The organism is Mesorhizobium calcicola (genome assembly GCF_042682105.1).
Classification (GTDB): domain Bacteria; phylum Pseudomonadota; class Alphaproteobacteria; order Rhizobiales; family Rhizobiaceae; genus Mesorhizobium; species Mesorhizobium calcicola.
On record NZ_JBHUGY010000020.1, the window covers coordinates 258,517 to 281,272 of the forward strand.

Sequence of the window (22,756 nt, forward strand, 5' to 3'; positions counted from 1 at the left end):
TCTGTAGTCATGGTCGGCCCTCTTCGCTCGGCCCTGTCAGCCGCAGTTCGGCGACGAAATCATAGGCGTCGCCCCTGTAGATAGAGCGGGTGAATTCGATCACCTTGCCGCTCGCCAGATAGGAAATGCGTTCGATGTGCAGGCCGGCGACGCCTGGCGGCACCTCAAGCAGGCGCGCGTCACCATCGCCGAGATTGGCGGCGGAAATACGCTGCACCGCCCGCACCGGCCGGTTGCCGGTCGTCTCCAGCGCCGCATAGAGCGAGGACCCTATTCCGGCCGGATCAGGCAGCACGCTGGCCGACAGCGAGGCGCGTTCGATCGCCAGCGGCGTGTCGTTGGCGATGCGCAGGCGCGCCACCCGCGCCACCAGTTCGTTCGACGACAGGCCGAGCACCATCATCTCGTCGGGCGAGGGCGCGTAAAGGCCGCGATCGAGCCAGGCCGAGCGCACCGCCATGCCGCGCCGCGCCATGTCCTCGGTGAAGGATGTCAGCCGCGATAGCGACTGCTCGACGCGCTCCATACGCGCCGCCACGAAGGTGCCGGAGCCGTGGCGCTGGACCAGGATGCCGCCCTTGACCAGGTCCTGCACCGCCTTGCGCACGGTCACCCGCGAAATATCGGCCTTGGTGGCGATGTCGCGCTCGGAGGGCAGTGCATCGCCGGGGCCGATCAGGCCGCGGTTGACGGCGTCCTCGATGCTCTTCCTGAGTTGCAGATAGAGCGGCGCGCCGCTTTGCGACGACTGTTTCAGCGTGGCGAAGATCTGGTCGGCGGCGTCGCTCATCGAGCCGCCTCCGCTGTCCCGGCGAAAAGGCGAGCCGCCATCTGCACCGCACCGCCCAATGCATCATCGAGCGGTGGCTTCAGCAGCGCCCGGTAGCGCGCCGACAGGCGCGGCGCGTAAAGCGGCGCCAGCCCGCCGAGCAGGCACAGCGGCGCGTCATCCGAAAGGTCGAGCGCGCCGAGCGAGGCTTCGACATCGGCGACCACCCTGTCCAAAATCCAGTTGGCGACGCTGTCGCCCCTTTCGGCATGCTCGAACACCTTGGGCGCGAAGCCGCCGAAATCGCCGGGCTTGGCGTTGGTGGTGAATTCGACCACGTCCTGCGGATTGTTGCGGAAAACCGCGAGCATGCTCTGCGTCAGCGGCGAACCCTCGCGGACGCCGTCATAGGCAAGCAGCGTCTGTTCGAGCAGGTCGCGGCCGATGCGGGCGCCGCTGCCCTGGTCGCCGACCTGAAAGCCCCAGCCGCCGATGGCGCGCGACCTGCCGTTCTTGCGCGCCATATAGGCGGTGCCGGTGCCGAGGATGGCCATGGCGCCGTCGCCGGAGCCCACGGCGCCTTCCAGCGCGATCTCGGCGTCGGTCTCGACGCGGCTGATGCTGAACGGCAGGATCGCCTCGAGCTGCTGCCGGTAGGTGCCGACATTGGCGCCGGCAAGGCCGAGAATGGCTGGTGTTTGCGGGATCAGTTCCGGATCCTGCCCGGCGGCGATGAACGCCTGCCTCGCGGCCTCGACGATGTTCGACCGGGCGCCGGTGAGGTCGGTGCGGATGTTGGCGGCGCCGCTCTTGGCACGGCCAATGACGGTGCCGTCCGCTGTCGCCAGGGCGGCCCTGCAGCTGGTGCCGCCGCCATCGATACCGAGCACGAAATTCACGCGATTTCTCCTCCGGGCGGATAATACCAATAAAATACCAATAGCCAAGGATTAATTTCCGTTTCAAAAAGATTAAGCCGTATTTTGTTGAAAACCCTATGCATTTCGCCGGCTCAGCGATTTCCGACCAGCGAATTCGTGAATGCGTGTGGACAAGTGGTATTTTTTTGGTATTGTTTCCGCATTGGAGGAACCGGGATGGCCGAAACGCGCACCGAAGCGCTTCACCAAAATGCCGAGGGGCTGGATATCCAGACCCCGGACGCCATCCTTTCTTCTTTGGCCGATGCGCAGCTCGAAGCCGCCAAGGTCGTGCGCAATGCCATTCCCTCAATCGCCAAAGCGGCCGAGATCGTCGCCGGCAGGCTGAAGGGCGGCGGCAAGCTTGCCTATGCCGCGGCCGGCAGTTCCGGCCTGATGGCGCTGGCCGACGCGCTTGAATTGCCCGGTACGTTCGGCATCCACCGCGACCGCATCGCCATCCTGATCGCCGGCGGCGACGAAGCCTTCAAGACACTGGCCGGCGGGCCGGAAGATGATGCCGAGGAGGCCGCAACAGCCGTCATCGATGCCGGGATCGGCAAGGGCGATTGCCTGATCGCCATTTCCGCCAGCGGCGCGACGCCCTATGCGGTGCGGGCCATCGAGGAGGCCGCCCTTCGCGGTGCCGCCACCATCGGCATCGCCAACAACCCGGACTCGGCTCTGCTGCGGCAGGCTGAAACCGCCATCCTGCTCGAAACGCCGCCGGAACTGATCGCCGGCTCGACGCGCATGGGCGCGGGCACCGCCCAGAAGATCGCGCTCAACATGCTGTCGACGCTGACCGCAATCCATCTCGGCCATGTGCATGACGGCTACATGGTCAACCTGACGGCCGACAACATCAAGCTGCGCGACCGCGCGGCGCGCATCGTCGCCGCCGTCAGCGGGCGCGGCACGGACGAAGCGGCCCGGCTGCTCGAGAAGAGCGGCGGCGCGGTCAAGACCGCCATTCTGCTCGCCGCCGGCGCCGACAGCGCCGATGCGGCGGAGAAACTGCTGGAAGGAACCGGCCAGAGGCTGAGGCCGGCGCTTTCCGCGATCGAGGGGAGCAAGGGGCGCACTGCCTCCGTTCTCATCAAAACCGAACCTGAAAAAGGTCAACAGGGAGACTGAGCATGACAACGAAACTACTGACGGCACTGCTTCTGGGCACCAGCATTCTCGGCTCGGCCGGGGTGGCTTATGCCGGCGACGTAACGCTCAACATCGAAAGCTGGCGCGGCGACGACCTTGCCATCTGGAAGGACAAGCTGATCCCGGCTTTCGAAGCCAAGAACCCGGGCATCAAGGTGGTCTTCGCGCCATCGGCGCCGACCGAATATGACGCCGCACTGGGCGCCAAGCTTGCCGCCGGCTCGGCGGGCGACCTGATCACCTGCCGCCCGTTCGACAAGTCGCTCGAGCTGTTCAAGAAGGGCAACCTCGCCGACCTCTCGGCGCTGCCCGGCATGGAGAACTTCTCGCCGGTGGCCAAGTCCGCCTGGCAGACCGACGACGGCAAGGTGAGCTTCTGCGTGCCGATGGCCTCGGTCATCCACGGCTTCATCTACAACAAGGACGCCTTCGACAAGCTCGGCATCAAGGTGCCGCAGACCCGCGACGAATTCTTCGCCGCGCTCGACAAGATCAAGGCCGACGGCACCTACATCCCGATGGCGATGGGCACCAAGGATCTCTGGGAAGCCGCGACCATGGGCTACCAGAACATCGGCCCGAACTACTGGAAGGGCGAGGACGGCCGCGCAGCCCTCATCAAGGGCGAGCAGAAGCTGACCGACAAGGACTGGGTCGCGCCGTATGAGGAACTGGCCAAGTGGAAGCCGTATCTCGGCGACGGCTTCGAGGCGCAGACCTATCCGGACAGCCAGAACCTGTTCACGCTTGGCCGCGCCGCCATCTACCCGGCCGGCTCGTGGGAAATCGGCCTGTTCAACACCCAGGCCCAGTTCAAGATGGGCGCCTTCCCGCCGCCGGTCGAGAAGGCCGGCGACACCTGCTACATCTCCGACCATACCGATATCGGCATGGGCCTGAATGCGGCTTCGAAGAACGCCGATGCGGCCAAGACCTTCCTGTCCTGGGTCGCCTCGCCGGACTTCGCCACCATCTACGCCAACGCGCTGCCGGGCTTCTTCAGCCTGAACTCCTCGCCGGTGAAGATGGCAGACCCGCTGGCGCAGGAATTCGTCTCCTGGCGCGACAAGTGCAAGTCGACGATCCGCTCGACCTACCAGATCCTGTCGCGCGGCACGCCGAACCTCGAGAACGAGACGTGGGTTGAATCGGCCAACGTCATCAACGGCACCGACACGCCGGAAGCTGCCGCCAAGAAGCTGCAGGCCGGCCTCGACAGCTGGTACAAGCCGGCGAAGTAAGGGCTCAGGCAACGAGATCGGCCGGGCGTACGCCTGGCCGGTCTCGGACTATGCTGGATTTCAGATAGCGATTGTCGGCACCGCCTCTCGGCCCTACCCTTGCTCTTCTTGGGGAAGGCTAGCTGATCAGTCGCAGGCCTTTGTTCTTGCCGCATGGGGCAAGAATGTTCGGGCCGTGCATCGAGGCATCATCTAGATCAACACCCATTTGGAACCGAGAGACGGCGGGGACCGAACTCATGGCCGCAGATATCAGACCGAAAAGACCGTTCCGTTGGCACATTGGCGTCTTCCTGGCGCCGGCGGTGCTTGTCTACACGGCGATCATGATCCTGCCGCTGGCCGGCACGCTGCAGCTCTCGCTGTTCCGCAACATCGAGCAGCATCAGGTCTTCGTTGGGTTGGCAAACTTCCGCACGCTGTTCGGCGACCCCAACTGGTCGGTCAACTTCTGGAATGCGCTGAGGAACAACACCTGGTTCTTCATCATCCACATGCTGGTGCAGAACCCGATCGGCGTCATGCTGGCCGCGTTGCTGTCCAGCCCAAGACTGAGATTCTCGGCCTTCTACCGCACGGCGATCTTCGTGCCGACCATCCTGTCCTTCGTCATCGTCGGCTTCGCCTGGAAACTGATCCTGTCGCCGCTGTGGGGCGTGGCGCCGCATCTGCTCGACCTCGTCGGCCTGAAAAGCCTGTTCACGCCCTGGCTGGGCAAGGAAGAATACGCGCTGACGGCGCTCAGCCTGATCTCGGTATGGCAGTTCGTCGGCATCCCGATGATGCTGATCTATGCCGCCCTGCTGTCGATCCCCGAAGAGGTGATCGAGGCGGCCGAATGCGACGGCATCACCGGCATGTCGCAGTTCTGGAAGATCAAGCTGCCGCTGATCCTGCCGTCGATCGGCATCATCTCGATCCTCACCTTCGTCGGCAATTTCAACGCCTTCGACCTGATCTACACCGCGCAAGGCGCGCTCGCCGGGCCGAACTATTCGACCGATATTCTTGGCACCTTCCTCTACCGCGCCTTCTTCGGCTTCCAGCTGCAGGTCGGCGATCCCAACATGGGCGCGGCGATCGCCACGATGATGTTCCTGATCATCCTCGGCGGCGTCTGCGTCTATCTCTTCCTCGTGCAGACGCGCCTGCGTCGCTACCAGTTCTGAGGGGCAAGAGATGAGCACCGCCACCCGTTCCCTGCCCCGCACCATCGGCGCCCACGCGATTCTTTTGACCTACACGGCGATCGCGCTGTTTCCGGTGATCCTGGTGATCATGAATTCGTTCAAGTCTCGCGCGGGCATCTTCGGCGCGCCGCTGACGCCGCCGACGCCCGGCACCTTCGACCTGATCGGCTACACCACGGTGATCGGCCAGGGCGACTTCATCCACTATTTCCAGAACAGCCTCGTCGTCACCGTCGCTTCGCTGTTCTTCGTGCTTCTGTTCGGCGCCATGGCCGCCTTCGCGCTGTCGGAATACCGCTTTCGCGGCAACTCGCTGATGGGGCTCTATCTGGCGCTCGGCATCATGATCCCGATCCGCCTCGGCACCGTCGCCATCCTGCAGCTGATGGTAGCGAGCGGGCTGGTCAACACGCTGACGGCGCTGATCCTGGTCTACACCGCGCAAGGCCTGCCGCTCGCCATCTTCATCCTGTCGGAATTCATGAAGCAGGTGTCCGACGATTTGAAAAACGCCGGCCGCATCGACGGGCTGTCCGAATACACCATCTTCTTCCGCCTGGTGCTGCCGCTGGTCAGGCCGTCGATGGCGACCGTCGCCGTCTTCACCATGATCCCGATCTGGAACGATCTGTGGTTCCCGCTGATCCTGGCGCCGTCGGAAGAGACCAAGACGGTGACGCTCGGCGCGCAATTGTTCCTCGGCCAGTTCGTCACCAACTGGAACGCCATCCTGGCCGCACTCTCGCTGGCGATCATGCCGGTGCTGATCCTCTACGTCATCTTCTCGCGGCAGCTGATCCGCGGCATCACCTCGGGAGCCGTCAAGTGAGTTCGCAAGCACCCCTTCGCGTCGTCGTCGCTGGCCTCGGCAATATGGGCCGCAGCCACGCGCTGGCCTATCACAGCAATCCGGGCTTCGAGATCGCGGCACTGGTCAACCGCTCCGACGTGCCGCTGCCGGACGGGCTTTCGTTCTATGGCATCAGGCGCTCCTTCGACGAGGCTTTGCGCGATGAAAAGCCCGATGTCGCCTGCATCGCCACCTATTCCGACAGCCATGCCGACTATGCGGTGAAGGCGCTCGAGGCCGGCTGCCATGTCTTCGTCGAAAAGCCGCTGGCAACGACTGTGGCCGATGCCGAACGCGTCGTCGCGGCGGCCAAGGCCAACGGCAGGAAGCTGGTGATCGGCTACATCCTGCGCCATCACCCGTCCTGGATCAGGCTGATCGCCGAGGCGCGCAAGCTCGGCGGCCCTTACGTTTTCCGCATGAACCTCAACCAGCAATCCTCAGGTCCCACCTGGGAGACGCACAAGCAGTTGATGCAGACGACGTCGCCGATCGTCGACTGCGGCGTGCACTATCTCGACGTCATGCTGCAGATCACCGACGCCAGGCCGATCGAGGTGCGCGGCATGGGGCTGCGGCTGACCGAGGAGGTTGCGCCCTCGATGTACAATTACGGCCATCTGCAGGTGCTGTTCGATGACGGTTCCGTCGGCTGGTACGAAGCCGGCTGGGGGCCGATGATTTCGGAAACGGCCTTCTTCGTGAAGGACGTGATTTCGCCGAACGGCTGCGTGTCCATCGTCATGAAGGAGGGCGTCAAGTCCGATGACATCGACACCCACACCAAGACCTCGACCATTCGCCTGCACAGTGCGGCGACCGGCCCGGACGGCAAGTTCGCCAAGGCCGACGAAATGCTTTCGATGGCAGGCGAGCCCGGCCACCAGGATCTCTGCGATCTCGAACAGGCCTTCGTGCTGAAGGCGATCCGCGAGGATCTGGATCTCACCAAACACGTGGACGACGCGGTCAAATCGCTCGCCGTCTGCCTTGCCGCGGACGAGAGCGTGCGCAGCGGAAAGACGGTGCGATTGTGACCAGGGATTTGTCGTCAAAGGGGGGTGCCTTGGCGCTCAGATTCCAATCCGGAGGAACAAAGTGGGCTCGCTGAACATCGAGAACGTGAAGAAGGCCTTCGGGCCGGTCGAGGTGCTGAAAGGCATCAACCTCGAGGTGACGGACGGGGAATTCGTCGTCTTCGTCGGCCCGTCGGGCTGCGGCAAGTCGACCTTGCTCCGGGTGATCGCAGGGCTGGAGGATTCGACCTCGGGCCGCGTCGTCATCGACGGCGAGGACGTCTCCGTCACGCCGCCGGCCAAGCGCGGCATCGCCATGGTGTTCCAGACCTATGCGCTCTACCCGCATCTGACGGTGAAGAACAATATGGGCCTTGGGCTGAAGCAGGCCGGCACGCCAGCGACCGAGATCGATCGCCGCATCGGCATTGCCTCGTCGATGCTGTCGCTGGAGCCCTATCTCCAAAGACGGCCGGCGGAACTCTCCGGCGGCCAGCGCCAGCGTGTCGCCATCGGCCGCGCCGTGGTGCGCGAGCCCAAGCTTTTTCTCTTCGACGAGCCGCTGTCGAATCTCGATGCGGCGCTGCGCGTCAACACGCGGCTGGAGATCGCGCAGCTGCATCGCCGGCTGAAGGCGACGATGATCTACGTCACCCACGACCAGGTCGAGGCGATGACGCTGGCCGACAAGATCGTCGTGCTGAACGCCGGCCGGATCGAGCAGATCGGCGGGCCGATGGAGCTCTACAATTCGCCGGCGAACGAGTTCGTCGCCGGTTTCATCGGCTCACCGAAGATGAATTTCGTCGACGGCGCCAGGCTTGGTGAAACCGCCAAGACCATCGGCGTGCGGCCGGAACACCTGACCGTCGATCCGAAATCCGGCGCCTGGAAGGGTACGGTCGTCCACGCCGAGCATCTCGGCGCCGACACCAACCTCTATCTCGATTGCGAGAAGGCCGGGCTGATCACCGTGCGCATCTTCGGCGTCTACGATGCCGAACCGGGTGCCACCCTCTATGCGACGCCGGACCCGGCCAAGACGTATCGGTTTGGCGCTGATGGGAAGGCGTTGAAGTAATTTGGCTGCATAGGTTGGCGCTGCCCCTCACCCTCACCCTTTCCGCGTGAAGAACGGGGAGAGGGGGTCGTCAGCGCCGGAGCTTGTCCCTTCTCCCCGTCCCTTACAGGGAGAAGGTGCCGGCAGGCGGATGAGGGGCGGCGCAACCTCAGAGGTTATGCGCCTACACGTCCGCCTTGAACGTCTGCTTCTGCTGGCCGAGCCCCTCGATGCCCAGTTCGACAACATCACCAGCCTTCAGGAACACCGGCGGCTTCATGCCCAGCCCGACGCCGGGCGGCGTGCCGGTCGAGATGATGTCGCCGGGATGCAGCGACATGAACTGGCTGAGGTAAGAAACCAGGTAGGCGACGCCGTAGACCATGGTCTTGGTCGAGCCGTTCTGCATCGTCTTGCCGTTGACGGTCAGCCACATCTTGATGTTCTGCGGGTCGGCGACCTCGTCCTTGGTCACCAGCCACGGGCCGATCGGGCCGAAGGTGTCGCAGGACTTGCCCTTGGTCCACTGGCCCTGCCGCTCGGCCTGGAAGGCGCGTTCGGACACGTCATGGGCGACGCAATAGCCGGCGACATAGTCGAGCGCGTCGGCTTCGCTGACATATTTGGCTTTTCTGCCGATGACCACGGCCAGTTCGACTTCCCAGTCGGTCTTCACCGAGCCGCGCGGGATCAGCACGTCATCGTCCGGCCCGACAATGGCCGAGCTTGCCTTCATGAAAATAATCGGCTCGGGCGGCACGGTGGCGCCGGTCTCGGCGGCGTGGTCTGAATAGTTGAGGCCGATGCAGATGAACTTGCCGGTGCCGGCGACGCAGGCGCCAATGCGGGGCTTGCCGGAAACCGCAGGCAGCGACTTCGGGTCGAGCTTGGCCAGCGTCGCCAGCGATGCCGGATCGAGTGCCTTGCCGCCGATATCGGCGACGTGGCCGGTGAGATCACGGATCGTTCCATCCGCATCGAGCAGGCCGGGGCGTTCGCTCCTTGCCTCGCCATAGCGCAGCAGCTTCATGGTATGCTCTCCTCAGTCAGATTGGTTCAGATCGACCAGCCGCCGTCGATATTATAGGCCTGCCCGGACGTATAGGTGGCGCCGGCCAGATAGACGGCGAGATCGGCGATTTCCTCAGGCGTGCCGAGCCGGCCCATCGGCTGGCGGGCGATGAAGGCGGCGCGGGCGGCGTCGTAATCGCCTTGCGCATGCATGCGGTCCTGCAGCGACGGGCTCTCGACCGTTCCGGGGCAGATGGCGTTGCAGCGTATGCCCTTGCCGACATAGTCGGCGGCGATCGCCTTGGTCAGGCCGATGACGGCGGCCTTGGTGACGCCATAGGCGAAGCGGTTCGGCACGCCTTTGCCGGCGCCGGCGACCGACGACATGTTGATGATCGATCCGTCGCCGCGCTCCAGCATGCCGGGCAGCACCGCCCTTATGGTGCGGATCATGGCGCGGACATTGAGGTTGAAGGCGAAATCGAGATCGGCGTCCTTCATCTCGAGGATCGAGCCGGAATGGACGAAACCGGCGCAATTGAACAGCACGTCGACAACGCCGATCTCGGCAAAGGCGGCATTGACGGCCTCGTCGTTGAGCACATCGAGCTTGTGGGTCTTGATGCCCGAGGTCTTGGCGAGCTCGGCGAGAAGCACCTCGTTGATGTCGGTGGCATGGACGTCAGCACCCACCTTGGCGAAGGCCAGCGCGCTCGCCCTGCCGATGCCTTGCGCCGCCGCCGTGACGACAACGACCTTGCCTGCCAGATCAGCCATGCTCTTCTCCTCGCCCGCTTGGGATCGTTCGGGTCTATCGGCAGTCGGCCGGGGCGTCATGGGCCAGTCGGACGCCATCATGCGGCCTGCGCGCCTGTCAGCCCACAGATAAAGATGTTTTTTCTCGTTAAAGAACACTTGTCCGGGCGTCAAGTCCGAAGACGATCAGCATCACGGCAGCGCGTCGAAACCACCCAAAGCGCACGACGCGGTCTGGTTCTCCGTCTTATGCATGTCGTTGTCCCAAAACCGCTGTGCACCCCGGGGTCAAGCCCGAGGGCATGCTTTTGGGCGACATGCATCAGTCGCCGTAAGGCACCCAGACGTTCTTCACTTCCACGGCGCGGCGCAGGAAGGCATCGCCGGCCGCCTCGTCGGACGCCCAGTCGAGGCTGCGGCCGTTGCCGCTCCAGACGCGCTTGAGGTTGCCGATGGACTCGGCCTCCGCCTTGGCACAGGTGTCGGCATCGGCGAACACCCAGAGCCCGTCGACATCGTCATGCTTGGCCAGCACGCCGGCAAGTTCGGCCGTGCGGCCGGTGACGATGTTGATGGCGCCGGCCGGAACGTCGGAATATTCGATGACCTGATAGAGATCTGTCGCGAGCAGCGGGTAGCGTTCGGACGGCACCGCGACCACGGTGTTGCCCATGGCGAGCGCCGGTGCGACCAGCGAGATCAGGCCAAGCAGCGGCGAGGCGTCGGGTGCGACGATGCCGACGACGCCGACAGGCTCGTGCAGCGCCAGCGTCACGGCGCGGGCCGGCGGCTGGTGCACGCGGCCCTCGAACTTGTCGGCAAGGCCGGCATAGAGGAACAGCCGCTCGATCGATTGCTCCACTTCTTCCCGCGCGGCCTTGGGCGTCGCCCCGGTCAACTCGGTGAGGCGGGCGGCAAACTCGCCGGCACGGCCGGAAAGATTCTCGGCCAGATAGTAGAGCACCTGGGAACGGTTGTAGGCGGTCGCCTCCGGCCAGGCTTTGCAGGCCCGCGCCGCCGAAACGGCGTCGCGGATGTCCTTGCGGCTGCCGAGCCCGACTTCACCAGCGAGCTTGCCCTTGGCTGTGGCGATGGCCAGCGAATAATTGCCGTCCGGCCGCACCTGCTTGCCGCCGATGAACAGCTTTGCCGTGCGGTCGATCGCATCGCCGTCACCTTGCTCGACGGGCTGCGCGGAGGTCGTCGCCGGCTTGATCACCTGGCCGAGCGGCAGCTTTGCCAAGAGATATTCGAACATGCCTTCGCGCCCGCCCTCGCGGCCGAAGCCGCTCTCGCGGTAGCCGCCGAAGCCGCAGGCGGCGTCGAACATGTTGGTGCCGTTGACCCAGACCACGCCGGCCTTCAATTGCGGCGCGACATGCAAGGCAAGGTTGACGTTTTCGCTCCACACCGACGCGGCCAGCCCATAGCGCGTGTTGTTGGCAAGCTCGATCGCCTCCTCGGTGTTGCGGAAGGTCATGGTCGCCAGAACCGGACCGAACACCTCTTCCTGGGCGAGAATATTAGCCGGCGAAACACCGGTGGCGAGCGTCGGCAGGTGATAGTACCCGGAAGACGGCAGTGCTGCGTCCGGCTGCCAGCAGACGGCGCCCTGCCTGGCGCCTTCGGCGACGAGCCCCTTGACCCGGTCGAGCTGGGTCAAGTCGACCAGCGGGCCGATATCGGTGTTCTTGTCCAGCGGGCTGCCGACGCGCAGCCGGCTCATCCGTGTCTTGACCTTGGCGATCAAGGCATCGGCGATGCCTTCCTGCACCAGCAGCCGCGAGCCGGCACAGCAGACCTGGCCCTGGTTGAACCAGATGCCATCGACCAGCCCTTCGACGGCGCTGTCGAGATCGGCGTCCTCGAAGACGACGAAGGCCGACTTGCCGCCAAGCTCCAGCGACAGTTTTTTCCCTGAGCCGGCCGTGGCTTTCCTGATGATCTTGCCGACTTCCGATGAACCGGTGAAAGCGATCTTCTGGATGCCGGGGTGGTTGACGATGGCCGCGCCCGCGTCGGGGCCGCCCTGGACGATGTTGACGACGCCCTTCGGCACGCCCGCACGTTCGCATATCTCTGCGAACAGGATGGCGGTCAGCGGCGTGAACTCGGCCGGCTTCAGCACCACCGTGCAGCCGGCGGCCAGCGCCGGCGCGATCTTCCACGCCAGCATCAGCAGCGGAAAATTCCACGGGATGATCTGGCCGACGACGCCGACGCCCTTGTGGCCGGGGAAATCCCTGTCCAGCGCCTGCGCCCAGCCGGCGTGGTGGATGAAATGGCGGATGGCCAGCGGCACGTCGATGTCGCGGCTTTCGCGGATCGGCTTGCCGTTGTCGATCGATTCCAGCACCGCGAACAGGCGCTGGTGGCGCTGCATGGCGCGGCCGATGGCGTAGAGCACTTTCGCCCTGATATAGCCCGAAGACGCCGACCATTTCGGCAGCGCCTTGGTGGCCGCCGCAACCGCCGCGTCTATATCCGCGGCACCTGCATCCGAAACCTTGGCCAGCAGTTTTCCGGAAGACGGCTCGCTGGTGTCGAAAGTCTTGCCGCCGGAAGCGGCCTTCCAGTCGCCACCGATGAACAGCGCTCTGCCGAAATCGCGCGCGGCAAGCCACGCATCGGCCTCGTTGCGGGCTTCCGGCGCCGGGCCGTACTCCATGGCGTGATAGCGGTCGAGAATGTTCATGGGGTTCCTCCGTCACTCCGGATCGATCGGCAAAGCCGATCGGGGTGGGGTGCTCAAGCCATCGCGTGGCGATGATTGGCCGAATAGTGACCGGTCAGATGATGCTCGAGCTGCCGCTCGATATCAGTCAGCAGGCTCGACGCGCCGAAGCGGAACAGGTCCGGCTCGAGCCACGGACGGCCGAGCTCTTCCTTCATCAGCACCAGCCAGTCTAGCGAAGCCTTGGCCGTGGAAATGCCGCCCGCCGGCTTGAAGCCGATGAGATAGCCGGTCTCCTCGAAATAGGCCCTGATAGCACGCACCATGGCGAGGCCGACGGGCAGCGTCGCATTGACGCTTTCCTTGCCGGTTGAGGTCTTGATGAAGTCGGCGCCCGCCATCATCGCCACCATCGAGGCCAGCATCACATTGCGCAGCGTGGCGAGGTCGCCGGTGCCGAGAATGACCTTCAGATGCGCGTCACCGCAGGCGGCGCGCATCGAGACGATCTCATTGTAGAGTTCTCGCCACTTGGCGCCGAACACCAGCCCGCGCGGAATGACGACGTCGATCTCGTCGGCGCCGTCCTTCACCGAGGCCTCGATCTCCTGCAGGCGGGTCGACAGCGGCGCGAGGCCGTGCGGGAAGGCGGTGGAAACCGCGGCGACATGCATGCCGGTGCCGCGCACGGCATCGACGGCGGTGGCGACGAAGGGATGGTAGACGCAGACGGCGGCCGGGCGAATGGTCTCGCCCGAAATGCCGAGGCCCTCGACGATATCGCGGCGGAACGGGTTGATCGCCTTGGCGCAGAGCCGGCGCACGCGCTCTTCGGTGTCGTTCGAGTTCAGCGTCGTCAGGTCCATGCAGGCGACGGCGCGCAGCAGCCAGGCCGCCTGGTTGTCGGCCTTGATCGAGCGCCGTTTGGTCAGGCTGGCGACGCGGCGTTCCAGCGCCGATCGGTTGACGCTGCGCACCGATTCCATGAAGCCGAGGTCGAGCTTCATGCCGGGGTTGCGCGCGATGCGGTGGTCCAGCGGGGCGGGGGTATTGGCTGCGGCACGCGCCGGCAGCGGCGTCACCTTGGGCGAGCCAAGATCGGCTTCGCGGATTGTGCTGCTCATCTCCTGCCCTTTCATTCATCGACTTGCGCCGAAGATAGCCCGTGAATTGACGCTTCACGAGTCCTTCAGCGGGTCATAGCTGAAAAAGGCTGCCAAAGCAGCTGATTTTTGACCGTAAGGTCAAAATACAGATTTTGAAGGTGTCCCGGCTCAGCCGACGAAGGCGCGCTCGACGACAAAGCTCGCCGGATGATGCAGCGAGCCTTCCTCGAAGCCGAGGCTTTCGGCCAGTTCCTTGACGTCCTTCAGCATATGCATCGAACCGCAGATCATGATGCGGTCGGTTTCCGGATTGAGCTTGTCGATGCCGAGGTCGGTGTAGAACTTGCCGGACCCGATCAGCGCGGTGATGCGGCCCATCCGTGCCGACTCTTCGCGGGTCGTCGAATTGTAGAGGGTGACGCGGCCGCCAGTCAGCTCGCCGATCAGCGGATCGCTTTCGAGCCCCGCCACCAGTTCCTGGCCATAGGTGAGCTCGGCATTGTCGCGGCAGGTGTGGGTCAGGATGACCTGCTCGAACTTCTCATAGGTGTCGGGGTCGCGCAGCAGGCTGGCGAAGGGGGCGATGCCGGTGCCGGTCGAAATCATGAACAGGCGCTTTGCCGGCGTCAGCGCGTCGACCACCAGCGTCCCGGTCGACTTCTGGCGCATGATGACGGTGTCGCCGACCTGGATCTTCTGCAGTTCCGAGGTCAGCGGGCCGTCCGGCACCTTGATCGAGAAGAATTCCAGCTCGTCGTCCCAGGCCGGGCTTGCCACCGAATAGGCACGGAACACCGGCTTCTCGGCATTGGGCAGGCCGATCATGACGAACTCGCCGGAGCGGAACCGCAGCGACTGCGGACGGGTGATGCGGAAGGAGAACAGCCGGTCGGTGTAATGCTTCACCGAAACGACGGTCTCGGCATAGACATTGGCCGGAATCGGAAACTGCAGCGGGCGGGCGCCGGCGGTATTGAATGCGGATGTGGTGTTCATCAAATCCAACCTTCTGGCCCAATTGCGAACGCGGGCACCAAACCTTCACCTGCGCGCCCGAACCATTCAGGTTCCGGCGTGCTGCCTGCTCACTCCAAAGCGGTAAGCTCTTGTGTCCGGAATTTATTAGTATACAAACGATATTTGCGTCAAGATACCGCCGCGAAACAGCTTTCCAAACTGTGACATATCCGTAGTCCGCGCATTTCGGGTTTCGACAATGAAAGAGAATTTTTCGGTGCAGCCGCCGGATTCCCTGGGCAGCGTCGTCGCCGGTATCGATGTCGGCGGGACCTTCACCGACCTGCTTCTGATCGACGGCCGCGACGGCGGCCGGGTGCATATCGCCAAGACGCCGACCACGGTCGACAACCAGGCTTTCGGCGTCGTTTCGGCGCTCGGCGCCACCGGGTTTACGATCGGCGGCATCGACCTCATCGTGCATGGCACCACCACCACCACCAACGCGGTGCTGGAACGCCGGCTGGCGAAAACCGGCATGATCACCACGCGCGGCTTTCGCGACGTGATCGAGCTCGGCCGGCGCACGCGGCCGCAAGCCTATGGAATGACCGGCAGCTTCGTGCCGGTCATTCCGCGCAATCTCAGGCTGGAAGTTTCGGAGCGCGTCGAGGCGTCGGGCTCGGTGCGCACGCCGCTCGACGAGGCCGAAATGCGCGCGGCGGTGAAGACGCTGGTCGAGGCCGGCTGCGAATCCCTCGTCATCCACTTCCTCCATTCCTACGCCAACCCGGCGCATGAACGGCGCGCCGCCGAGATCGCCGCCGAGCTCTGGCCGAACGGCTACATCACCTCGGGCCACGCGCTGCTGTCGGAAGCGCGCGAATTCGAGCGCGGCGTCACCGCCTCCGTCAACGCTTCGGTGCAGCCGATCCTCGAGCGCTATGTCGAGCGGCTGCGCAAGGAATTGGGCGCAAAAGGCTATGCCCGCGACTTCCTGATCATGAACGGCAATGGCGGCATGATCTCGGCCCGCTTCGTCACACGTGAATCGGCCAAGACGGTGATGTCCGGCCCGGCCTCGGGCGTCATCGCCGCCGCCTATACGGGAAAACGCGCCGGCTTCGAAAACCTCGTCACCTACGACATGGGCGGCACCTCGACCGATGTGGCGCTGATCCGCAACGCCGAGCCGGCGGTGTCTAACGAGATCGAGATCGAATACGCCATGCCGATCCATGTGCCGATGGTGGCGGTGCACACGGTCGGCGCCGGCGGCGGCTCGATCGCCCGCGTCGACGCGGCCGGCCTGATCCAGATCGGTCCCGAAAGCGCCGGCGCCAATCCCGGCCCGATCTGCTATGGGCGCGGCGGCGCGGATCCGACCATCACCGACGCCAATCTGGTGCTCGGCCGGCTGGCGCCGAAGAAGCTGCTGGCGGTCGAAAACCCGGTGACGGTCGAGCGCGTCACCGGTATCTTCGAGGAGAAGATCGGCCGGGCGACCGGCCTGTCGGGCGTCGAGGCGGCGGGCGCGGTGCTGCGGCTCGGCAACATGAAGATGGCCGGCGCCATCCGCATGGTCTCGGTGTCGCGCGGCCATGATCCGCGCGATTTCGCGCTGTTTGCTTTCGGCGGCGCCGGGCCGCTGCACGCGACCGCCCTGGCGCGCGAGCTCGGCCTGCCCAAGGTGCTGGTGCCGGCGCGGCCCGGCATCACCAACGCACTCGGCTGCGTCGTCGCCGATCTGCGCCACGACTTCGTCAACACCGTCAATCAGCCGGTGGCGCTGCTCGATGAGACCCAGCTGCATTCGATATTGGAACGGCACAGAAACGAAGGCGAGGAGCTGATCGGCAAGGAAGCGGTGAAGCCGGAAACGATCCGCGTCAGCCACTCCGCCGACATGCAGTTCGTCGGCCAGACCCACATCATCAACGTGCCGCTGCCGTCCTCGTCGGTGACCCGGCACGAGTTGCAGTCCCTGTTCGAAAAAGCCTATTACGCCCGCTTCAAGGTCGAGTTGCCGGAAATCCGCGCCAATCTGGTCAACCTCAACACCTCGGTGACCGGCGTGCGGCCGGCGATCGACCTGTCGCGATTGATCGACCCTGCCGGGCGCGAAAAAACGCTCGACGAGGCGCGGCGCGAAATCCGGCCGGTCTGGTATGCGGGCCAGTGGCACGACACGCCGGTCTTCGCACGCGAAAAACTGCCGCTCGATGCCGTCATCGAAGGGCCGGCGATCCTCGAACAGATGGATGCGACCACCGTGCTCGAACCCGGCGACCGCGCGCGCTCGGACGCCGACGGCAACATCATCATCGACATTGGCGAGGCCTGAGATGAAGCTCGACGCCATCACCCTTTCGGTCCTCCAGGCGGCCCTGCAGCAGGTTTGCGACGAGATGGACCTGACCTTCTCCCGCGCCGCCTTCTCGCCTGTCATCGCCGAAGCCAACGACCGCTCCGACGGCATCTATTCGGCCGTCGACGGCTCGCTGATCGCGCAGGGGTCGCAGGGCCTGCCGGTGTTCGTCGGCGTCATGCAGTATTCGACCAGGACGGTGATCGAGATGATCGCCGACGGCCGCTGCTTGGCCCCAGAGCCCGGCGACATCTACATCGTCAACGATCCCTATCTCGGCGGCACGCATCTGATGGATGTGCGCTTCGCCATGCCGGTCTACCGGGCGGGAAAGATCTTCTGCTGGCTGTCCAACACCGGCCACTGGCCCGACATTGGCGGCTCGGTGCCCGGTGGCTTCTCGGCTTCCGCGACCGCGGTCGAGCAGGAAGGCCTGCGGCTGCCGCCGGTCAAACTGTTCAAGAAAGGCGCGCTCGACGCGGAAATCTACGCCATCATCTGCTCCAACATCCGCGTTGCCGACCAGCGCATCGGCGACATCCGGGCGCAAGCAGCGGCACTGTTGATCGGCCAGGACCGGCTCAACGGAATCCTGGATCGTTACGGCGACGAAACTGTAGTCGAGGCGATCGCCGAACTGCGCCGCCGCGCCGCCGAACAGATGCGCGCCAACATAGCGGCCATCCCCGACGGCACCTACCATTCCAAGGCCTTTGTCGATTCCGACGGGGTGGTCAACGAGCCGCTGACCATCGCGCTGGCCGTTCAGAAACAGGGCGACACGCTCGCCTTCGACTTTGCCGGCTCGTCAAAGCCGTGCGCCGGGCCGATGAACAGCGTGCTGGCAACCACCCTGTCCTCGGTCTATCTCGCCATGCGCCACATTTTCCCGGACGTGCCGATCAGCGCCGGCGCCTTCGAGCCGCTGATCGTCAGGCGGCCGGAAGGCACTTTCCTCGACGCCAAATATCCGCGGCCGGTTTCCGGCTGCGCCGCCGAGGTGTCGCAGCGCATCGCCGAGGCGGTGTTCGCGGCGATGGTGCAGGCGCTGCCGGACAAAGTGACGGCGGCCCCCGCCGGCTCCAGCGGCAATTTCGCGCTTGGCGGCAACGACCCGGCGCGCGGCCGCGACTACGTCATGTACCAGATCTCCGGTGGCGGCTATGGCGGCAATTCAGGCCATGACGGCCTGACCAATGGCTGCTCGACCATCGGCATCTCCAAATCGCCGCCGGTCGAGATCATGGAGCAGGCCTTCCCGGTGCTCTACCGCCACTACGCCTTGCGCGAGGGCTCGGGCGGCGCCGGCAAGCATCGCGGCGGTTTTGGCCTCGCCTATGAGGTCGAGATCCTGCGCGGCGATGCCCGCGCCTCCTTCGTCATGGACCATGGCCGTTTCGGCCCGCAGGGCGCGCTCGGCGGCAAGGACGGCGCGGTCAACACGGTGACCGTCTTCCGCAATGGCGACGAGCACGTCCCGCCGCATCTGTCCAAGGAGCAGGACATCGCCCTGAAGGCAGGCGACCGCGTGCGCGTCGGCACGCCGGGCGGTGGCGGCTATGGCGATCCGTTGCAGCGCGATACCGATCTGGTGCTGCGCGACGTGGCGCTGGGGTACTATACGCCAGAGGAAGCCAGCACAAAATTCGGCGTTGTCCTGTCGGCAGGTGAGCTCGCCGTCGACCGGAAAGCAACGGACAAGCTGCGCGCCGGCTAACACTGCCGGCGGCTTGGCTCGCTCGCTGCGCCGTGATCGGCGCATGACATGTCGTTTCCGTCTCCGCCGGGGTCACGAAAGACCGTAGACTTCTCCGGTCAACGGAGATCTCGGACATGCGTCTTTTCGGTCGTCTCGTGCTCGCTACTTCGGTCGCCCTGGTTCTCGCTGCGGGGGCCGCTGGCGCCCAGGACAAGAAGCTCAGGATCGGCACCGAGGGCGCCTATCCGCCCTTCAACTACGCCAATGCCGACGGCACGCTGGGCGGCTTCGACATCGACCTCGGCAAGGCGCTGTGCGCTGAGATGAAGACCGAGTGCGAGTTCACCGTGCAGGACTTCGACGGCTCGATCCCGGCGCTGCAAGCCGGCAAGTTCGATGCGATCATCAACATCACCATCACGCCGGAGCGGGCCGAGAAGGTCGAGTTCACCCATAAATACTACCAGACGCCGCCGGCCATCGCGGTGCCGAAGGATTCGACCATCGCGGGCACCTCGCCGGACGACCTGAAAGGCAAGGCGCTCGGCGTGCAGACCGCGACCATTCACCAGAAATTCGCCGAGCAGAAATACTCAGGCTCGACGGTCAAGGCCTATCCGACCGGCGACGACGCCCGCACCGACATGGCCAATGGCCGCCTCGACGCGATGATGGACGGCTCGATTATCCTGACCGAATGGCTGAAGAAACCAGACGGCGCCTGCTGCAAGCTGCTGGGCACGCTGACGGCCGATCCGGCCATTCACGGGCCCGGCGTCGGCATCGCGCTGCAGAAGGGCGACAAGGAGCTGGCCGACAAGCTCAACGCCGCCATCGATGCGCTGCGCGCCAATGGAAAGTACAAGGAAATCAACGACAGATATTTCTCCTTCGACGTCTACGGGAGTTGATCCCGGCACCAACCCACGTCGGCGGCGCCGTCTGGCGCTGCCGATTTTTTGTGAATGATGGAGACTTTCTTGGCTGAGCGGCGCTCCCCCTTCTACAGCAGCATCGTCGGGCTGGGCGCGACAATGGGTCGGGTCGGCGGCGATTTCATCTCGGCCAAATATTACTCCGGCATTGCCGACGAGCACCTCAACACCCGCAGGAATGTCGGCGTGCAGGATCTCAGCACCATGGGCAAGATGGACATCAAGGGGCCGGACGCCGAGGCGCTGGTCAACCATGTCATCGTCAATGACGCGGCCGCGATGAAGCCGGGCCAGGTGCGCTATTCCACCGTCTGCCGCGAGGATGGCGGCATCATGGACGACCTCACCGTGTTCCGTCTGGCGCCGCAGCATTTCATGCTGGTGACGGGCTCGGTCAATCGCCTGAAGATGCTGCCCCGGCTGCAGCATCATGCTGAGGGGCGGAAAGCCTATGTCACCGACATCACCGCCGCCATCGCCTTCCCGACCATCCAGGGCCCGCGCTCGCGCGAACTGCTGAAGGCGTTGATCTCGGATGCCGACCTGGACGGCTTGAAACGCTGGTCGTTCACCTCCGGGCGCCTTGGTGAGACGAAGGTGATGATCTCGCGCACCGGCGTGACCGGCGAGCTCGGCTTCGAACTATTCGTGCCCGCCGACGAGGCGGCTTCGGTCTGGGACGCACTGATGCGGACCGGCCGTGACTTTGGCCTCAAGCCTTACGGCGTGCTGGCAATGTTCACGCTTGGGCTGGAAAAGGCCTATCCTGCGCATGGCATCGACATGGACGAGAGCCGCACGCCGTTTCATGTCGGCCTCGACCGCTGGATCAAGTTCGACAAGGGCGATTTCGTCGGCCGCGGAGCCCTGCTCAAGGTCCGCGACAAGGGCCTCGACGAGCAATGGGTCGGGCTGATCCTCGACGGTGAAAAGCCGGCCGCAACCGATGCCAGGGTTCTGGCCGATGGCGAGGATGCCGGCATCGTCACCTACAGCGACCACGGCTATTCGCTCGTCAAGGTGCTGGCGACCGCGCATCTGCGGCTGCCGTTTACGGCTGTCGGCACCGAACTCAGCATCGACATCGACGGCAAGCCGACCCGCGCGGTCGTGGCGCCGATCCCGTTTTTTGACCCGGAAGGTGTCAGGCTGAGGGGCTAGGACGGATTGTATGCCTTGGCGATTGGCGGAAACCCCTGTCGCTTCGTCATCCACGGGTCTGCGCTGCGTCGCTTCGCTCCTGCTTCGCCCGTGGATGACGAAGTCGCGGAGCCTCGCCCATCCCATCGAGCCTAGTTAGCCGGCTCGATCACCCCCGCCGATCCAGTCTTGCCACCAGCCGGTCGCCGGCCCACTGTATGCCGCAGACCAGGATGATCAGCACGATGACCACCGCGATCATGACGCTGGTCTCAAAACGCTGATAGCCGTAGCGGATGGCGAGATCGCCGAGCCCGCCGGCGCCGATGGCGCCGGCCATGGCCGAAGCGCCGATCAGCGTCACCAGCGTTACCGTGAAGCCGGCGACGATGCCGGGCAGCGCTTCGGGCACCAGCACCTCGCGAATGATCGTCCAGCGGTTGCCACCCATGGCCCGCGCCGCCTCGATCAGCCCGTGGTCGACCTCGCGCAGCGACACTTCGGCGATGCGCGCGTAATAGGGCGTGGCGGCGATCGACAGCGGCACGATCGCCGCCCATGTGCCGATCGAAGTGCCGACGATCAGCCGCGTCACCGGGATCAGCGCCACCAAAAGGATGATGAACGGCACCGACCGGAAGCCGTTGATGACGGCGCCTAGCGCACGGTTCACCCACGGGCTCTCGGCAATGCCGCCGCGTTCGGTGGCGATCAACGCCAGCCCCAGCGGCAGGCCGAAGACCAGCGAGATCAGGCCGGAGGCGGCCGTCATCAGCACGGTTTCCCAGATCGAACGCAGCAGAAGCTCAAACAGGATTGGCGACATGGCCAAGCACCTCCACCCGCGCCTGGCGGGCCTTCAGGAATGTGACGACGGCAGCGAGATGGCTTGCATCGCTGCCAGGGACAGAAAGGAACAGCGTGCCGACAGGCTGCTGCTGGATGTGGTCGATGCCGCCATGGACGAGGCGGAAGGAGCCCGGAACAGCCGTGGCAAGGTCGGACAGCAAAGGACCTCGCGCCGCCTCGCCGGCCACGTCGACGCGCAGGATCGTCTCCGTGCCGGCCGCCGGTACCAGCCGGGCTGCCAGTTCGCTCGGCAGTTGCGGCCGGATGGCGCCGAGCAGGCTTCTCGTGATGTCCAACCGCGGATCGGCAAATACCGACCACACCGGCCCTTCCTCGACGATGCGCCCGGCATCGATCACCGCCACCCGGTCGGCGATCGAGCGGATCACCTCCATCTCGTGGGTGATCAGCAGGATGGTCAGGCCGAGCTGCCGGTTGATGTCTTTCAGCAGCGCAAGGATGGAACGCGTCGTCTCCGGGTCGAGCGCCGAGGTGGCTTCGTCCGACAACAGCAGCGCCGGGCGCGCGGCAAGCGCCCGGGCGATGCCGACGCGCTGCTTCTGACCGCCCGACAGCGACGGCGGATAGGCTTTTGCCTTCTCCGACAGGCCGACGAGGTCAAGCAGTTCAGCGGCGCGCTGCAGCCGCTCGGCCTTCGGCCGGCCCTCGATCTTCAGCGGCAGCGCCACATTGTCCTCGACGGTCTTGGCCGACAAAAGGTTGAAATGCTGGAAGATCATGCCGATACGCCGCCGCAGTGGCTGCAGGTCGCGCTCGCCCAGCCGGCTGATCTCGCGCCCCTCGATGAACACCTCGCCGGAATCGGGCCGCTCCAGCCCGTTCAGGCAGCGGATCAGCGTCGATTTGCCGGCGCCGCTGCGCCCGATAATGCCGAGGATCTCGCCCTTGCGCACCGTCAGCGAGACGCCGTCGAGTGCGGCCGTCGCGCCGAAGCGGCGTTTCAGGTCGACAAGGCGCACCACGTCCTGCGGTGTTGCGCCCGGCGGGTCCGTGGCCACGGCGGCTGCGGTAAAATGCTGGTTCATGCGCGGATCCC

The 22,756-nt window shown here is 65.0% G+C and carries 19 protein-coding genes; 10 read left to right on the forward strand and 9 right to left on the reverse strand.

Features of this window, described 5'->3' with window-relative positions; translation table 11 throughout:
- Positions 1-7: 7 nt before the first annotated feature.
- Both ACFSQT_RS13275 and ACFSQT_RS13280 read right to left on the reverse strand, forming a co-directional pair.
- Entirely contained in the window at positions 8-790 is a 783-nt protein-coding gene (locus ACFSQT_RS13275) for a GntR family transcriptional regulator (RefSeq protein WP_379019209.1), read from the reverse strand.
- The gene (locus ACFSQT_RS13280; protein WP_379019211.1) at positions 787-1,668 is read right to left on the reverse strand and encodes a glucosamine kinase nucleotide-binding domain-containing protein; all 882 of its coding nucleotides are present in this window, start codon (positions 1,666-1,668) and stop codon (positions 787-789) included. The genes ACFSQT_RS13275 and ACFSQT_RS13280 overlap by 4 nt, the downstream gene beginning before the upstream one ends.
- Before the next feature lie 198 nt (positions 1,669-1,866).
- Here ACFSQT_RS13280 and ACFSQT_RS13285 point away from each other — a divergent pair, with 198 nt between their 5' ends.
- The 6 genes from ACFSQT_RS13285 (at position 1,867) to ACFSQT_RS13310 (ending at position 8,225) form a co-directional block, all read left to right on the forward strand.
- Positions 1,867-2,826 carry an N-acetylmuramic acid 6-phosphate etherase gene (locus ACFSQT_RS13285; protein WP_379019213.1) on the forward strand — a complete coding sequence of 320 codons (960 nt, stop codon included), beginning with the start codon at positions 1,867-1,869 and terminating at the stop codon, positions 2,824-2,826.
- 2 nt (positions 2,827-2,828) lie between these two features.
- The gene (locus tag ACFSQT_RS13290; RefSeq protein WP_379019215.1) at positions 2,829-4,088 is read left to right on the forward strand and encodes an ABC transporter substrate-binding protein; all 1,260 of its coding nucleotides are present in this window, start codon (positions 2,829-2,831) and stop codon (positions 4,086-4,088) included.
- Positions 4,089-4,327: 239 nt separating this feature from the next.
- A complete protein-coding gene (locus tag ACFSQT_RS13295) occupies positions 4,328-5,257 on the forward strand; it encodes a carbohydrate ABC transporter permease (RefSeq protein ID WP_379019217.1) in 930 nt (309 codons plus the stop codon).
- Between the two features lie 10 nt (positions 5,258-5,267).
- Complete coding sequence (locus ACFSQT_RS13300) at positions 5,268-6,107, forward strand: carbohydrate ABC transporter permease (RefSeq protein ID WP_184872882.1); 840 nt, start codon at positions 5,268-5,270, stop codon at positions 6,105-6,107.
- Positions 6,104-7,165, forward strand: a complete 1,062-nt coding sequence (locus tag ACFSQT_RS13305; RefSeq protein ID WP_379019219.1) for a Gfo/Idh/MocA family protein — start codon at positions 6,104-6,106, stop codon at positions 7,163-7,165. The genes ACFSQT_RS13300 and ACFSQT_RS13305 overlap by 4 nt, the downstream gene beginning before the upstream one ends.
- Positions 7,166-7,226: 61 nt before the next feature.
- Entirely contained in the window at positions 7,227-8,225 is a 999-nt protein-coding gene (locus ACFSQT_RS13310; RefSeq protein WP_379019221.1) for an ABC transporter ATP-binding protein, read from the forward strand.
- Positions 8,226-8,388: 163 nt separating this feature from the next.
- Here the strand turns inward: ACFSQT_RS13310 and ACFSQT_RS13315 are convergent, their stop codons facing one another.
- The 5 genes from ACFSQT_RS13315 to ACFSQT_RS13335 all read right to left on the reverse strand — a co-directional run bounded on the left by ACFSQT_RS13315 (position 8,389) and on the right by ACFSQT_RS13335 (position 14,747).
- Entirely contained in the window at positions 8,389-9,234 is an 846-nt protein-coding gene (locus ACFSQT_RS13315) for a fumarylacetoacetate hydrolase family protein (protein WP_379019223.1), read from the reverse strand.
- Between the two features lie 26 nt (positions 9,235-9,260).
- Positions 9,261-9,992, reverse strand: coding sequence for an SDR family oxidoreductase (locus ACFSQT_RS13320; protein WP_379019225.1), 732 nt, complete (start codon positions 9,990-9,992; stop codon positions 9,261-9,263).
- A 301-nt stretch (positions 9,993-10,293) separates the two neighbouring features.
- Positions 10,294-12,666, reverse strand: a complete 2,373-nt coding sequence (locus tag ACFSQT_RS13325) for an aldehyde dehydrogenase family protein (RefSeq protein WP_379019227.1) — start codon at positions 12,664-12,666, stop codon at positions 10,294-10,296.
- A gap of 53 nt (positions 12,667-12,719) precedes the next feature.
- Positions 12,720-13,769, reverse strand: a complete 1,050-nt coding sequence (gene deoC / locus ACFSQT_RS13330) for a deoxyribose-phosphate aldolase (protein WP_379019229.1) — start codon at positions 13,767-13,769, stop codon at positions 12,720-12,722.
- Between the two features lie 150 nt (positions 13,770-13,919).
- Complete coding sequence (locus ACFSQT_RS13335) at positions 13,920-14,747, reverse strand: ferredoxin--NADP reductase (RefSeq protein WP_379019231.1); 828 nt, start codon at positions 14,745-14,747, stop codon at positions 13,920-13,922.
- Between the two features lie 220 nt (positions 14,748-14,967).
- On the opposite strand from ACFSQT_RS13335, the gene ACFSQT_RS13340 reads away from it, so the two are divergent.
- The 4 genes from ACFSQT_RS13340 to ACFSQT_RS13355 all read left to right on the forward strand — a co-directional run bounded on the left by ACFSQT_RS13340 (position 14,968) and on the right by ACFSQT_RS13355 (position 20,871).
- A complete protein-coding gene (locus tag ACFSQT_RS13340; RefSeq protein ID WP_379019233.1) occupies positions 14,968-17,052 on the forward strand; it encodes a hydantoinase/oxoprolinase family protein in 2,085 nt (694 codons plus the stop codon).
- 1 nt (position 17,053) lies between these two features.
- The gene (locus ACFSQT_RS13345) at positions 17,054-18,793 is read left to right on the forward strand and encodes a hydantoinase B/oxoprolinase family protein (RefSeq protein ID WP_379019235.1); all 1,740 of its coding nucleotides are present in this window, start codon (positions 17,054-17,056) and stop codon (positions 18,791-18,793) included.
- 116 nt (positions 18,794-18,909) lie between these two features.
- Entirely contained in the window at positions 18,910-19,686 is a 777-nt protein-coding gene (locus tag ACFSQT_RS13350; protein ID WP_379019237.1) for an ABC transporter substrate-binding protein, read from the forward strand.
- A gap of 54 nt (positions 19,687-19,740) precedes the next feature.
- Positions 19,741-20,871, forward strand: coding sequence for an aminomethyl transferase family protein (locus tag ACFSQT_RS13355; RefSeq protein WP_379019239.1), 1,131 nt, complete (start codon positions 19,741-19,743; stop codon positions 20,869-20,871).
- A 148-nt stretch (positions 20,872-21,019) separates the two neighbouring features.
- Here the strand turns inward: ACFSQT_RS13355 and ACFSQT_RS13360 are convergent, their stop codons facing one another.
- Positions 21,020-21,676 carry a methionine ABC transporter permease gene (locus tag ACFSQT_RS13360; RefSeq protein ID WP_379019241.1) on the reverse strand — a complete coding sequence of 219 codons (657 nt, stop codon included), beginning with the start codon at positions 21,674-21,676 and terminating at the stop codon, positions 21,020-21,022.
- Complete coding sequence (locus ACFSQT_RS13365) at positions 21,657-22,745, reverse strand: methionine ABC transporter ATP-binding protein (RefSeq protein ID WP_379019243.1); 1,089 nt, start codon at positions 22,743-22,745, stop codon at positions 21,657-21,659. Before ACFSQT_RS13365 ends, ACFSQT_RS13360 begins: the two co-directional genes overlap by 20 nt.
- Positions 22,746-22,756: the final 11 nt, after the last annotated feature.

Coding starts and splice junctions, on each gene's coding strand:
- ACFSQT_RS13300 (WP_184872882.1), top strand. CDS start 5,268: ATGAGCACCGCCACCCGTTCCCTGCCCCGCACCATCGGCGCCCACGCG.
- deoC (WP_379019229.1), bottom strand. CDS start 13,769: ATGAGCAGCACAATCCGCGAAGCCGATCTTGGCTCGCCCAAGGTGACG.
- ACFSQT_RS13320 (WP_379019225.1), bottom strand. CDS start 9,992: ATGGCTGATCTGGCAGGCAAGGTCGTTGTCGTCACGGCGGCGGCGCAA.
- ACFSQT_RS13275 (WP_379019209.1), bottom strand. CDS start 790: ATGAGCGACGCCGCCGACCAGATCTTCGCCACGCTGAAACAGTCGTCG.
- ACFSQT_RS13360 (WP_379019241.1), bottom strand. CDS start 21,676: ATGTCGCCAATCCTGTTTGAGCTTCTGCTGCGTTCGATCTGGGAAACC.
- ACFSQT_RS13315 (WP_379019223.1), bottom strand. CDS start 9,234: ATGAAGCTGCTGCGCTATGGCGAGGCAAGGAGCGAACGCCCCGGCCTG.
- ACFSQT_RS13355 (WP_379019239.1), top strand. CDS start 19,741: ATGATGGAGACTTTCTTGGCTGAGCGGCGCTCCCCCTTCTACAGCAGC.
- ACFSQT_RS13350 (WP_379019237.1), top strand. CDS start 18,910: ATGCGTCTTTTCGGTCGTCTCGTGCTCGCTACTTCGGTCGCCCTGGTT.
- ACFSQT_RS13325 (WP_379019227.1), bottom strand. CDS start 12,666: ATGAACATTCTCGACCGCTATCACGCCATGGAGTACGGCCCGGCGCCG.
- ACFSQT_RS13345 (WP_379019235.1), top strand. CDS start 17,054: ATGAAGCTCGACGCCATCACCCTTTCGGTCCTCCAGGCGGCCCTGCAG.
- ACFSQT_RS13290 (WP_379019215.1), top strand. CDS start 2,829: ATGACAACGAAACTACTGACGGCACTGCTTCTGGGCACCAGCATTCTC.
- ACFSQT_RS13295 (WP_379019217.1), top strand. CDS start 4,328: ATGGCCGCAGATATCAGACCGAAAAGACCGTTCCGTTGGCACATTGGC.
- ACFSQT_RS13340 (WP_379019233.1), top strand. CDS start 14,968: ATGAAAGAGAATTTTTCGGTGCAGCCGCCGGATTCCCTGGGCAGCGTC.
- ACFSQT_RS13335 (WP_379019231.1), bottom strand. CDS start 14,747: ATGAACACCACATCCGCATTCAATACCGCCGGCGCCCGCCCGCTGCAG.
- ACFSQT_RS13365 (WP_379019243.1), bottom strand. CDS start 22,745: ATGAACCAGCATTTTACCGCAGCCGCCGTGGCCACGGACCCGCCGGGC.
- ACFSQT_RS13285 (WP_379019213.1), top strand. CDS start 1,867: ATGGCCGAAACGCGCACCGAAGCGCTTCACCAAAATGCCGAGGGGCTG.